Annotated in this window: 11 protein-coding genes; 7 read left to right on the top strand and 4 right to left on the bottom strand. The window is 41.5% G+C overall.

Annotated features, from left to right (window positions below):
- The first annotated feature begins 398 nt into the window (after positions 1 to 398).
- From IEY67_RS05705 to IEY67_RS05695, 3 genes are all read left to right on the top strand, one after another.
- On the top strand, positions 399 to 2,435 hold the full coding sequence (locus tag IEY67_RS05705) for a hypothetical protein (RefSeq protein ID WP_183669245.1): 2,037 nt from the start codon (positions 399 to 401) through the stop codon (positions 2,433 to 2,435).
- 183 nt (positions 2,436 to 2,618) lie between these two features.
- A complete protein-coding gene (locus IEY67_RS05700) occupies positions 2,619 to 3,683 on the top strand; it encodes a PDDEXK nuclease domain-containing protein (RefSeq protein ID WP_221267766.1) in 1,065 nt (354 codons plus the stop codon).
- A 14-nt stretch (positions 3,684 to 3,697) separates the two neighbouring features.
- Positions 3,698 to 4,213 (top strand): phospholipase D-like domain-containing protein, encoded by a 516-nt coding sequence (locus IEY67_RS05695; RefSeq protein ID WP_183669247.1) that lies wholly within the window; start codon positions 3,698 to 3,700, stop codon positions 4,211 to 4,213.
- 54 nt (positions 4,214 to 4,267) lie between these two features.
- On the opposite strand, the gene IEY67_RS05690 is transcribed toward IEY67_RS05695, so the two are convergent.
- Positions 4,268 to 4,642, bottom strand: coding sequence for a lipocalin-like domain-containing protein (locus IEY67_RS05690; RefSeq protein ID WP_183669249.1), 375 nt, complete (start codon positions 4,640 to 4,642; stop codon positions 4,268 to 4,270).
- Between the two features lie 150 nt (positions 4,643 to 4,792).
- On the opposite strand from IEY67_RS05690, the gene IEY67_RS05685 reads away from it, so the two are divergent.
- Positions 4,793 to 5,578, top strand: a complete 786-nt coding sequence (locus IEY67_RS05685; protein ID WP_183669252.1) for an ADP-ribosylglycohydrolase family protein — start codon at positions 4,793 to 4,795, stop codon at positions 5,576 to 5,578.
- A gap of 154 nt (positions 5,579 to 5,732) precedes the next feature.
- Here IEY67_RS05685 and IEY67_RS05680 read toward each other — a convergent pair whose 3' ends face one another.
- From IEY67_RS05680 to IEY67_RS05670, 3 genes are all read right to left on the bottom strand, one after another.
- The gene (locus IEY67_RS05680) at positions 5,733 to 6,602 is read right to left on the bottom strand and encodes a hypothetical protein (RefSeq protein WP_183669254.1); all 870 of its coding nucleotides are present in this window, start codon (positions 6,600 to 6,602) and stop codon (positions 5,733 to 5,735) included.
- Positions 6,603 to 6,732: 130 nt separating this feature from the next.
- Positions 6,733 to 7,323 (bottom strand): hypothetical protein, encoded by a 591-nt coding sequence (locus IEY67_RS05675; protein WP_183669256.1) that lies wholly within the window; start codon positions 7,321 to 7,323, stop codon positions 6,733 to 6,735.
- 6 nt (positions 7,324 to 7,329) lie between these two features.
- The gene (locus tag IEY67_RS05670) at positions 7,330 to 7,836 is read right to left on the bottom strand and encodes an RNA polymerase sigma factor (protein WP_183669258.1); all 507 of its coding nucleotides are present in this window, start codon (positions 7,834 to 7,836) and stop codon (positions 7,330 to 7,332) included.
- Between the two features lie 103 nt (positions 7,837 to 7,939).
- Between IEY67_RS05670 and IEY67_RS05665 the strand changes: the two genes are divergently transcribed.
- The 3 genes from IEY67_RS05665 to clpB all read left to right on the top strand — a co-directional run bounded on the left by IEY67_RS05665 (position 7,940) and on the right by clpB (position 13,737).
- Positions 7,940 to 8,518: a Crp/Fnr family transcriptional regulator gene (locus IEY67_RS05665; protein WP_122375712.1), complete on the top strand. Its 579-nt coding sequence runs from the start codon at positions 7,940 to 7,942 to the stop codon at positions 8,516 to 8,518.
- 69 nt (positions 8,519 to 8,587) lie between these two features.
- A complete protein-coding gene (locus IEY67_RS05660; protein ID WP_183669260.1) occupies positions 8,588 to 10,960 on the top strand; it encodes a TonB-dependent receptor in 2,373 nt (790 codons plus the stop codon).
- 188 nt (positions 10,961 to 11,148) lie between these two features.
- Positions 11,149 to 13,737, top strand: a complete 2,589-nt coding sequence (gene clpB, locus IEY67_RS05655) for an ATP-dependent chaperone ClpB (RefSeq protein ID WP_122375710.1) — start codon at positions 11,149 to 11,151, stop codon at positions 13,735 to 13,737.
- Positions 13,738 to 13,760: the final 23 nt, after the last annotated feature.

The raw sequence follows: 13,760 nt of genomic DNA, 5'->3' as shown, positions 1-13,760 counted from the left end.
AGGAATGAAGAAAAGATAAAAGAATAGAGTTTCTGCGTACCGTTTTTGTTAAAGTCGCATTACAACTCAGAAGAAAAATAAACAGCTCACAGGGCGTTTCTGTGTTAAACATTTTATATATTTGTTCCGGCAAAGGATTTATTTCCTGGGCTGACATAAATTTTATAGAAGCGTTTAGCTTATTCCGACGTAAAGAAATCTGGACAATTTCTAATCAAGTAGGAATAGATTGAAACGTTCATCCTTGTTGTATATGTATTTCATATATGATAAAGGTGTGAGCTGTTTTTTTATCTACTTGGCGGGCAGTCCAGAGCCTCTTTACGGGATAAACTAACAGGCTCACACTTCTTTTCTATACTGACACTCCGAGCCTCGGTGTTACGAATACTAGTATTATGAAACACATGTTACACAAGTGGATTATTCCTATCGTTTTGTTTATCGGGTTTATTGTGGCATTTCCTTTGACGGCGTTATCTCAGAAGACGTTGAGGCTGGATTTGAAAAAGGGGATAGAAGATATTCCGTTGAATGCATTAGTTACTAGGGCTGGAGGAAAACTAGTGAGAACTATTGAATGTTATAATTCAGAAGGAGTTAAAAAGATGACGATGAATTTAGAGTATGATGAAAAAGGAAGAATTATAAAAACACAAAATCAAGGAGATTTTAGGATGTTACAGGAAAATAGAGTCTCCTATTATAATTTAAATGATCAAACATTAACGATGACCTCCAAAGATATAAATACTGGAGAGTTAATGGATGAAGTTATTTGTGAATTGAATGACCAAGGGTATATTGTAAAGGAAGAAGTGTTATTAGAGGATGGCGATGCATATGATGAGGTGGATCTGACCTATTATGAATATGATGGAAATAATCAAACGCTTTCATTAAAGGGCATACTAGGTAATTATGAATTTGTCCAAACCTATGATTGGGAAAATGGGAATGTAATGAATGGTTATCCAAATGGTCCAAATAGTAATCAAGAACATTATATATATACAGACATAGAAAATAAAATGAATATTGAGCTAGTTCATTTATTTGCTCAAGTCTATAATGAGGATATTTTTCAATTTGCTGTCTTAGGGTATATAGGTAAAAAGAATAGCAATTTGATAGAAGAGATGGGGGACTATGCTTATGAGTATACATTTGATAGTGATGGTTATGTTTCTGTAATGACTGAATGTTATAAAGGGAAAGAATTAGCAACAGTGGTTGTTTCTTATGATGGAATAATTGATCCCTCTCCCGATCCAACCCCAGACAACAACCCAACCACCGAGGACGAACTTGGAGGTGCTATTGATAACGCTCCGGAAGGTACCGAAGATAGTCCTACTGAAATATTTATCCCCAGCGGCGGTATAACTTTACATAAACCTTTGAACGTTTATAAACATATCCGTTTGAAAGGTGGCTCATTAATAAGAGGGAACGATAACCCGTATGCCATGCTCCGTATCCATTCCGGCTATTCTTTGGAATTGGATGATATAACGATCGATGGTAACGGAGTTTCCTTAAAAGATGGTTCGCTGATTGTGTATGGTAAACTGAAACTAAAAGACGGTGTTACAATAAAGAATTGTAAAAGAATTGAAGCCGATACCCCTTCCGGTGCTGTTTGTATTGCTAAAGGTGGTGAACTGACAATGGATGGAGGAACAATTACCGGTAATATCGGTGCTTATGGAAGTGCTGTTTATAATGAAGGTATATTTACCATGACCGATGGTGAAATTTCATCCAATACCGGTCAGATTGGAGCTGTGGCGAATAATGGCGGTGGTCAGTTCATTATGACTGGCGGCAAAATATCTTCAAACAAAGTGACGGATGGCTGTGGGGGAGTCTTTGTCAGTGAGCATTGCTTTTTCCGTATGACTGGTGGTGAGATTTCTGGAAATGAAGATTGTGCCCTTTACACCTGGGCGAATTTACAAATCGGAGGACAGGCAAAAGTGGATGGATTGGCTTTAATGAATGACGGAAATCGTCTGTTGGTCAATCCTTCTTTACGAAACAACTGGCAGATTAGTTATGTGGAAACACCTCCTGTCGGAACAATTGTTGCTGTCGGTTATAATGGCTATCAGTTGGCTGATAGTGATTTACAAAAAGTGATATATTATAATAATGTGTCTCAGTTAAAACTTGCCGGTAATAGTATAGTTACTTATCAAACAGAAACAGGTGTGGAGGGAATAAATACCGATAAATTCCGTCTCTCAGTTTCTGGTAATCAAGTGAAAGTGGAAGGGCTTCCTGTTTATACCCGTTTTATGATCTATGAAATTGGAGGAAGAGTAGTCATTTCACATATTACTGATGGAAATGGTCGGTATTGCTTCTTGCTGGAGAATGGAATTTATCTGCTGACCTGTAAAGATCAGAAAAGAAAGTTTCTTGTTAAGTAGATCATCTTTAGGGAATATTGATAATAAATTGTAAACTTGTTGTGTACTTGCCTCAAACAGTAGGCAAGTACACAACAAGTTTTTTCTTAAATCTATGTTGAAAACAGATAAACTCTCTTCCCAACTGTAAATCAAGTAGCAAACTTTATTACCTTTGTGTAACCCCTTCTAATTTGATGTAAAATGAAAAATATAGAAATGATTTTACCCGAAGAAAATAGTTTGTATACGGATGTTTGTAAGATAATTGACAACAGGCGTATCCGGGTGGCGACTTATCTGAATACGGAAATATGTTTGATAAACTGGCATGTTGGTAAACGGATTAAAGAGGATGTGCTTTATAATCAACGTGCAGATTATGGAAAACAAATTGTGAAGCAATTAGCTAAACGTCTGACAGAAAAATATGGTAACGGTTGGGGGGATCGTAAACTTTTACATTGTATACGCGCTGCGTATATTTTTTCAGAAGAAGAGATTGTATACGCAACGCGTATACAATTGACATGGACTCATTTGCGTTCATTAATGTTTATTGAAGATAAACTTGCCCGATCTTTTTATATGGAAATGTGTCATATTGAACATTGGGATACTCGAACATTGGATCAAAAGATAGATGGACAGTTGTATGAGCGAACTGCCATCAGCAGAAAACCTGAAAATGTGATAAAGAAAGAATTAGCATATGTAAAAGATACAAACCAACTTCTTCCAGATTTGGTGTTTCGTAGTAGTTATTTTCTTGATATGCTCGGTTTGTCTGATTGCTTTTCTGAGAAAGATTTGGAATCGGCTATTATTACACAAATGCAGCAGTTTATTAATGAGTTAGGTTCTGATTTCGCTTTTTTAAGTCGTCAAAAACGTATCACAGTGGATGCTGTAGATTATTATATCGATCTACTTTTTTTTCATCGTGGGCTTCGTAGATTAGTAGCCATTGACTTGAAACTTGGAAAATTTAAACCAGAGTATGAAGGACAAATGCTGCTCTATCTTCGTTATCTAAACAAAAATGAACGAAAAGAATATGAAGAATCTCCTATAGGTCTTATTCTATGTTCTGAAGGAAATACAGAGCATATTGAGTATTTGATGCTAGATGAAGAAAGTCCAATTAAAGTTGCACAATATTATACTCAACTGCCCGATAAGAATTTGTTGTCTGAAAAATTGCAACGTGCTATTGCTATAGCTAAAGCACATTATACCGAAAGAGAACTTGACAGAAAAGATAAATAATAAAGATATATTCTATGCTCCAATACATCAAAAACGAACAACATTACTCTTTCCTGATTGAAGCTATCCGGCAGGCGAAGCGGACGGTTTGGATCGGGACGGCTGATATAAAAGATCTTTACATCAAAGAAGGAAAAGATGCTGTCCCTTTACTGAAACTGTTGGAGCAAAAGGTCAGGGAAGGTGTTGAAGTACGTTTGATCCATGCAAAGGAACCGGGACAGAACTTCCGTGATGACTTCGATAAATATCCTTTGCTTTGGAGCCGTATGGAACGCGTACTTTGTCCTCGTGTTCATTTTAAGCTATTGATATTCGATTTGAAGCAGGTCTATATCGGATCGGCAAACTTAACGGGAGCCGCCTTAGGAATGAAAGGAAAAGATAACCGTAACTTCGAGGCAGGAGTTTTTACCTCGGTGGAAGAGCTGGTGACGGAAGCCGTCGAACAGTTCGATGAGCTTTGGATGGGGATTCCCTGTAAGACCTGTAAACGGAAGAAATATTGTTCGGACAGGATTATGACATGATTGAAGATACCCATTGCCTATAAACCTATTCAGTCTGTAGGCAATGGCTTTTCTTTATTTTTTTGAATATGTTCTGGTATAACTGTCTCTGGTGAGAATCAGTGAGTTTTCGGTTATCTTGTCGATCTTTAATGTGTCGGCGAATGAGAGCGTTTGTCCGTTACCGATACTTTTCCCCTGAAGGACCAGGGCATCTGCGTTATCCACTTTAATGGTTTCCCACTTCTCATAAACCAGTGTCGCCATATTGATGGAAGAAGCAAGTCCGTCGTCTTTCAGTTCGAAACCTTCCATCTGTTCGGGCATTCCGTTGATCGGGGCTACCCAGGAACCTTTTAATTGGTTTGTAAGATTACTGTTTCCGCTGCAAGCAATAAATACCAGTGTGGTAATAGGCAATAAGAGACCACATAAAATAGTCTTTTTCATATTAAATGCTGTTTTGAATTTGAATAAGTGCACAAATATATCCGAAGGCTTTAAAATTTCGATGATTTGTATAGTTTTTTTAGTATAAGCGAGTCATGTTTGAATATATTTATTATTTTTATGCAACAGAAGAATATTAATTAACATACGATGATAGGTGCAATAGCAGGAGACATTATCGGCTCCGTTTATGAATTCGATAATATAAAGACAATGGATTTTCCGTTGTTTACAGATGAAAGTAATTATACGGACGATACGATCATGACGGTCGCTATAGCTGATTGGTTACTGAATAGGGGAAACCTTGTTGGAATCATGCAGGAGTACGGACGTAAATATCCGTGTCCGATGGGTGGTTATGGTGCTCGTTTCAGCCATTGGCTACAGGAGGAAAAACCGCAACCTTATGACAGTTGGGGGAATGGTTCGGCGATGCGGGTGAGTGCTGTCGGATGGGGATGCATTTCGTTGGTAGAGGCGTTGGTCGTTGCTAAAGGAACTGCTATGGTCTCTCATGACCATCCCGAAGGGATTAAAGGAGCGCAGGCCACTGCTACTGCTGTTTATATGGCACGGGATGGGAATAGTAAGCAGGAGATCAAGCGATCTATTGAATCTCTTTTTTCTTATAATCTGGACCGTACTTGTGACGAGATACGTCCGGACTATCGTTTTGATGTCAGTTGCCAGGGAACGGTTCCCGAAGCAATTATTGCCTTTCTGGAAAGTACGGACTTTGAGAACGCCATCCGCCTGGCCGTCTCATTAGGTGGCGACAGCGATACGCTGGCTTGCATTACCGGAGGAATTGCCGGGGCTTATTATGGTGTACCGGATGATATTCAGCAGGAAGTCATGAAACGAATACCACCAGAGTTTCAGGAAATAGTGAAACGATTAAATGCTAGATCATTAAGTTGTCGGAACAGTTGAAGAATTTTTCTTTAAAGTTATATATCCATTAGCATAATTTCCGATGGTTTTATAATTGCTGTCGAGTATATAACCATTAGAATAATAGCCTAGTGTCTTTTTGTTTTTGTCTAAAATGTAACCATTAGAGCAATAGGCTATTGTTTCTCCTGACTTATTGAGAATGAAACCATTGGCTCCACACACTATTCTCTGCATCTTCAATTGAAAATACATCTTTTTCTTCGTCGTAAGATAAAGTGAATTTATAATATGTATCGGGGGTTGTATAACGGTATGTATCTGGGAACAGATCATTACTCAGATTGGAGCGGTTTATTTTTGGAAGTAATTTAACAATATGGATCTTATCATCCATGGTAATGTAAAGCTCGGCATCTCTTTCTCCACAATATGAAAATACGATCGCTTTATAATGTTGTGGATTCGTTTTATATCTGAATGGTTGGATAGGTACCCGGCTTTTCACCATAACAGTTGTAGACTCGGGAACATTCTTCAATTCAAAATCCAGTAAACAATTGTTATGTACCAAAATATCAGAAAGATGTGTTGATACTTTTCCTGAATATAGGCAAGACAAACAATCGGCAGCTAATAATTTATCTTCGGTTGTTTGGTCAAAAATCTTTGTAGATGTAGTATCTGTGTAAGATATAAAATTAGCATAATAGTTTTGAGAAGCAAAGAGAATAATCGGGCCTAACCCCGGACTGATCCAATCTATGCCATCCTCATTTTCGATTATGTTGGGACCCCAAATATAGCAGGGAGTATCTTTAGGAATGGCTTTGAGCGTATTTTTGTCTATCGCATAATCATATATCGACTCATAATTTACTATCAGTACCCAATTCTTTCGGGCAGACAGGTCGATATTTGAAATAGCTTCGAATACTTCAATGGGAATATCTTCCTTTTCTATCTCCTTATCTTTTTCGCTCAATAGATATTTATTGCACGAGATACATCCTGATATACAAAGAATAGTAAATAATAAGCCGAATATGTTGTTTCTTGTCATGCTGTTAATATGGTATATTAGACCCGATTTTACAAAGTGAAAACCTTGATGCACAAAGATATTCTTTTATTTCAGAAACGAACAGGATTATACATCGCTAATTCGAACACACAAATGGATTTGAGTTTGCCTATTCCTCTTCCATCTTCCGAATCTCTTCCATCTCCTTATTCAACCGTTTGAACTGTGCCGGTAAGACATATTTCAGATTTATGAATATGGAGGCAGCCATGATAGCCATGATAAGTAGTAACATGATAGCCCCTTCGGTAGTAGTAAACAGAGGCGCATTGATCATCAGGAAAATACCGGCTATTCCCACCGGGCTGCAATAGTAATTCCTTTTCGTCACATTCAGTTTATATAACTCCAGTTCCCGTATAGTCTTTTTATTTTCAAGATATGAATCTGTTATATCCAGCTTTCTCAGATTCAGATAATATTTTATCAGTCCCCATGAAGCAAAGCAGGAAAAAGCCAGAAACAACACTATTCCAATATAGAAATTAACCATGTTATGGATATGAATGTGTGAAAATAATATGACAAGGATAACTACCGGGAAAGGGATTCTGAACAATAAGAGTAACAGATTCTTTCTTTTCATCCGGTTTGTTTCTGCCGAGATCTTTTTCATCAGGGCTGTTCTATTCAGATGTACATTCGCTGCAATTTGCTGGTTTTCCTGTTTCCAGCTGTTTTTTATATTATCGAGTTCCATAACGATTCATTTATAGGGGTTCATTTGTTTTCTTAATTGCTCTTTTATCCGGTTCAAACGTGTACTGACGTTCGTCCTGGACAGACCGAGGATTTGAGAGATCTCTTCGTATGATTTATCATCCAGATACAATAGGATAATAGCCTTGTTCTGTTCCGATAAACTTTCGATGCACTGATAGAGTTGGCCGATTTCAGAGGAGTTGTCGGTCGGGACTTCGAGGATATCACTGCCGTCCGCTACCTTCAACTCATCGAAAAACAATACTTTGTTATTGTCCCGCTTTCGTTTGACATTCAACGCCACGTTGAGCGAGACGCGATAGATCCAGGTCGATATTTTGGAGTCGCCTTTAAACTTCGGGTACGACTTCCACAATTCGAGGATGATGTCATTGATCAGGTCTTTCCTGTCGTGCGTGGTATAAGCATACACCCGGGCGATCTTGATCAGTATGCTTATGTTCGATTCCAGCGCAGAAAGAAAGTCTGCTTCACCTTTTATCATATTCATTTCTCTTTTAGTTTGTATTGGATTAGTACCCCGGCGCGTGAAAAAGTCACAGTGCACGATCTTTTTTATTGTATGGCGAATATAATACTATATCTTTGTATGTATGATTGATTTGAAAGAGTTTGTGTCCCGCCTGAATATTTCTGAAGAGCTATCCGGTGTATTTATGGAAATGGGGGAGATCGTGAACCTTAAACGCAAGGAGTACTTTGTCCGTCAGGGAGAACCATGCCGTTACCTGGGTGCCGTATTGGATGGGCAATTTCGTTTCAGTCATTGTGATGCAGAGGGTGAGGAACGGACGATCGGCTTCAATACTAACGGCTTTGTAACGGAATATTATGCCTTGCTGAACCATGTTCCGGCCAGATATTCCATACAGACGATTTCTGAAGCTGTCGTTTACAGGTTGACTTATCAGCAGGTTATCGACTTTTACGAATATAGTATGGAAGGTCAGCGTTTCGGACGGCATATAGCCGAGCAACTATTCTTTCGTCGTGACGAACTGATCTTTTCCTTTCGTTGTGACACGCCGGAAGAACGTTACAAGAAATTACTGAAAGTTGCGGATCATTCCATGAATAAATTAACCCTGAAAGATGTAGCTTCATTGATCGGTGTAACTCCCGAAACTGTGAGCCGTATCCGAAGAAAACTATCGGATGAGGATGAGTCTTGACAATTGTCAAGAACTTTCAAACGGAGACCATCTACCTTTGTCGCGGATTAATTAACGCGATAAACAAAGATGAACTATTTAAGACACCTTCTATTTGCAGGAGTTTTACTCCTGCTTTTACCCCTTGGCATTCAGGCACAACTTACTCAAACCGTCCGTGGACAAATCGTAGATATGGAAACCAAAGTACCGTTGATCGGGGCTACCGTTATGTTAGCAGGTAGCAGTACAGGCGTTACAACCGATGCAGCAGGTAATTTCTCTCTCGGCAGTGTACCTGTCGGTCGAATCAATCTTCAACTCTCTTATCTGGGATATGAACCATTACAACTTACCGAACTGCAACTGACCAGCGGAAAAGAACTGGTCCTTGCTATCGAAATGAAAGAAAGCCGGCAGGCACTGAACGAAGTGGTAGTCATTGCCCACCGGCGTAAAGACCTTCCCCAGAACGATATGGCTTCTGTCAGTGCACGTACCTTCTCGGTTGAAGAGGCAAGGCGTTATGCCGGAGCAGTGGATGATCCGGCGCGTATGGCAGCTAATTTTGCCGGAGTCACGACCGGGTCGGCGGAAACAAATGTTATTATTATCCGTGGAAACGCTCCTTCCGGGGTTTTGTGGAGGATGGAAGGGGTGGATATTCCTGTCCCGAGTCATTTCAATGGTGGTGATGACGTGCCGGGCGGAGGTCTGTTTACGATGTTCAGTAGTTCCATGCTTGCTAATTCGGATTTCTATACCGGAGCATTTCCTGCAGAATATGGGAATGCCGTTGCTGGTGTGTTCGATATGAAGTTCCGCAATGGGAATGACAGGAAGCACGAATTTACGGCACAGTTGGGGATACAAGGTGCGGAGTTTGCGGCCGAAGGTCCTTTCAAGAAAGACTATGACGGGTCTTATCTATTTAATGTACGTGTATCCACGTTGGGTATTATCAAGTCTTTCATCTCGGAAATGTCCAGCAAGCAATCGATCCATTATGAAGATGTAGCTTTCAAGATCATCTTGCCCACACGACGCATGGGGACATTTTCCCTATGGGGCATCGGAGGAAACTCGCAGTCGGAAAGAGAAGCGGAGGACGATCCGGCTGAATGGACGGACGTCTCCCTAAGTTCGGATATGAAGATAGCCTACCGGGCCGGTGCAGCCGGTATTTCCCATAAGCAGTCGTTCAACTCTTCCCTGTATCTGTCCACCACGCTTGCGGCTACTTTGTCGGATGCGGATTTCGAATTCGGTAGGCGCAGGGTAGAGCAACCGACTACTTCCATTCCCGATATCGATAATTTGAACCGGAGTTATAAACTATCGTTGTCCTCCCGGCTCAATCATCGTCATTCCTCCCGTTGGCACAGTCGTTACGGCATCCGTTGGGATCAATTATTCGATAAGATCGATTACCGGAAATCGGATGATGAAAGGAGTATGCAAACTGTTGCAAATAAACACAGTAATACCCAGTTGTTGCAAGCCTATGCACAGACCAAATATGCTTTCAACCGCTCTTTCTCGCTGACCGGCGGTCTCAATACAACCTTATTTGCACTGAACGGAGATTTTGCTATTGAACCGCGTCTTTCCGTTGAATGGACTCTCAACAGCCATCATTCTCTTATGCTGGGTACGGGACTTCATTCGCAGATAGCACCTCTCTATTTCTATTTTATGGAAGTCCCTGCGGCAAACGGAGGTATTACTACGCCCAATACAGACCTGAAGATGACACGTTCCTTACATAATGTATTGAGTTATAACTGGGCTATCTCTCCGCTTCTAAGGCTCAAAGTCGAACCTTATTTTCAATATTTGTATAATGTTCCGGTATTGCAGGGCGGAACATTTTCTACCATTAACCTCACCGTGCAGCCTCCTTTGTTCTACCAACCTTTCGTGAACACGGGTAAAGGCATGAATGTCGGTATCGATTTTACCCTGGAGCGCTTCCTGCAATCGGGATACTATTACATGGTGACCTTCTCGCTTTTCGACTCCCGTTATAAAGATGATAAGGGCGACTGGCATAATACGCTGTTCAATACGCGGTATGTAGCAAATATCCTGGGAGGAAAAGAATTTACTTTCCGCCGGAAGAATGGCTTAAATAGAGTCTTGGGACTGAATGCCCGTATCGCCCTTTCGGGTCACCGTCCGACTTCTCCGGTCGATCTGAAAGCGACATTGGAGCAGCAAGATATTGTGTATGACGAGTCTACGCCGTTTATCCATCGTCGCAAAGGTATCAGCCCCGTATCGGATATCTCCCTGACTTACCGGGTGAATTATCGAAGATGTTCCGGAACCGTTGCTATCCAGGTGAAAAACCTGATAGGAAAACAATATATGGGGCAGTCATACAACCAGGCAACACAGCAGATAGAGGATTTTTATTTCAACAGTATGATTCCTTTTATCAGTTATAAGATGGAATTCTGAATGGGCTAATCCGGAGTAATCCTGCTTTTGCGCAAACCTTTTTTGCTTTCTTGTTGTTTTCTTACCGAAAGTGCAAAATGTGTAGTAATAATACTGACAAAATGACTTATTTTTGTTATGGTATTTATTTTGTAGAGTTATCAGTGAAAGTTAAAAATAAAGAAGATAACAAGAAAGTAATATAAGGTATGAATTTAAACAATTTTACAATTAAATCACAAGAGGCTGTTCAGCAGGCGGTGCAGTTGGTTCAGAAGAATAACCAACAGGTGATCGAACCTGTTCATTTGCTGAAGGCTGTCATTATGACGGGTGAAAGTATCACGAACTTCCTCTTCCAGAAACTGGGTGTGAATATCCAGAATCTGAACATGGTGCTGGATCGTCAGATAGAATCCTATCCGAAAGTATCCGGTGGCGAACCTTATCTGTCGAGCGAATCGAATGCCGTTTTGCAGAAAGCAATCGATTATTCCGGTAAGATGGGTGACCAGTATGTTTCTCTGGAACATATCATTCTCGCTTTGTTCACCGTAAAAAGTACGGCTTCGCAGATATTGAAAGATGCCGGTGTTACGGAAAAAGAACTGGAGAAAGCGATCGAGGAATTGCGTAAGGGAAATAAAGTAACGAGCCAGTCGGCAGAAGACACGTACGACTCTCTGAATAAATACGCCATCAACCTGAACGAACGTGCCCGTAGCGGCAAGCTCGACCCGGTGATCGGCCGTGATGACGAGATCCGTCGTGTACTTCAGATCCTGAGCCGTCGTACAAAGAACAACCCGATCCTGATCGGTGAACCGGGTGTCGGTAAAACAGCTATCGCTGAAGGCTTAGCACACCGTATCGTTCGTGGCGATGTTCCGGAGAATCTGAAATCAAAACAGATCTTCTCCCTGGATATGGGTGCATTGATTGCCGGTGCCAAATATAAAGGAGAATTTGAGGAACGGTTGAAATCCGTAGTCAACGAGGTGACCAAGTCGGAAGGCGAGATCATCCTTTTCATCGATGAGATCCATACATTGGTAGGAGCCGGTAAGAGTGATGGGGCTATGGATGCCGCCAATATCCTGAAACCTGCGTTGGCACGTGGTGAATTACGTTCTATCGGTGCAACGACACTGGATGAATATCAGAAATATTTTGAAAAAGATAAAGCGTTGGAACGTCGTTTCCAGGTTGTGATGGTCGAAGAACCGGATGAACTGGATACTATTTCTATCCTGCGTGGTCTGAAAGAGAAGTACGAAAACCATCATAAGGTACGTATTAAAGACGATGCCATTATCGCTGCCGTCCAGCTTTCGACACGGTATATTACCGACCGTTTTCTGCCGGATAAGGCGATCGACCTGATGGATGAGGCTGCTGCCCGTCTGCGTTTGCAGGTGGATTCGGTACCCGAATCATTGGACGAAGTTTCCCGCCGTATTAAACAGTTGGAGATCGAACGCGAAGCCATCAAACGTGAAAACGATAAGACGAAACTGGAACAGTTGAACAAGGAAATCGCCAACCTCAAAGAAGAAGAAAAGAAACAGAAAGCCCAGTGGGAAAGCGAAAAGGAACAGATCAACAAGATCCAGCAAAATAAGATCGACATCGAGAACCTGAAGTTTGAAGCTGATAAGGCAGAACGTGAAGGCGATTACGGCAAAGTAGCTGAGATCCGTTACGGTAAACTGCAGGCGAAAGAAGAAGAGATCAAGGAAATACAGGCCAAGCTGCACACCATGCAGGGGGCTGCCGCCATGATCAAAGAGGAAGTCGACAGCGAAGACATTGCCGATGTGGTATCCCGTTGGACCGGTATTCCCGTCAACAAGATGATGCAGAGCGAACGCGACAAACTACTCCGCCTGGAAGACGAATTGCATACCCGTGTGATCGGTCAGGAAGAGGCTATTACAGCCATTGCGGATGCGGTGCGTCGTAGCCGTGCCGGATTGCAGGATCCGAAACGTCCGATCGGTTCGTTCATCTTCCTCGGTACGACCGGTGTGGGTAAGACAGAACTTGCCAAAGCGTTGGCTGAATACCTGTTTGACGATGAGAACAGCATGACCCGTATCGATATGAGCGAGTATCAGGAGAAATTCAGTGCGACCCGTCTGATCGGTGCACCTCCGGGATATGTCGGTTACGATGAAGGTGGCCAGTTGACGGAAGCAATTCGCCGTAAACCTTATTCTGTCGTCCTGTTCGACGAGATCGAAAAGGCGCATCCGGACGTATTCAATATCCTGTTGCAGGTATTGGACGACGGTCGTTTGACGGATAACAAGGGACGCGTCGTGAACTTCAAGAACTCGATCATCATCATGACCAGCAATATGGGTTCATCCCTGATTCGTGAAAGCTTCGAGAAGATCACGCCCGACAACCGCGAAAAAGTGATCGATGAAACCCGTATCCAGGTACTGGAATTACTGAAGAAATCCATTCGTCCGGAATTTCTGAACCGTATTGACGAGATCATCATGTTCACTCCGCTGAATGAGGAAGAGATCCGTAAGATCGTTACCTTGCAGTTGAACAGCGTGAAGAAGATGCTGGCTAACAATGGTGTTGCCTTGAATTTTACGGATGCTGCCGTCGATTTTATCTCGGATGCAGGTTACGATTCCCAGTTCGGTGCCCGTCCGGTGAAACGTGCTATCCAAAAATATGTCCTTAACGAACTGTCGAAGGAGATACTGGGTATGAAGATCGATAAGAACCGTCCGATCATTATCGATCGGGAAGGGGATGGACTGGTATTTAAGAATTAAATATAATTCTATTTGAATATGAA

Origin of the sequence: Parabacteroides faecis, from assembly GCF_014647375.1 — a bacterium.
GTDB classification, from domain to species: Bacteria; Bacteroidota; Bacteroidia; order Bacteroidales; family Tannerellaceae; genus Parabacteroides; species Parabacteroides faecis.
The sequence above is the reverse complement of the archived record's forward strand: the minus strand, read 5'-3'. Positions and strand labels throughout refer to the sequence as shown.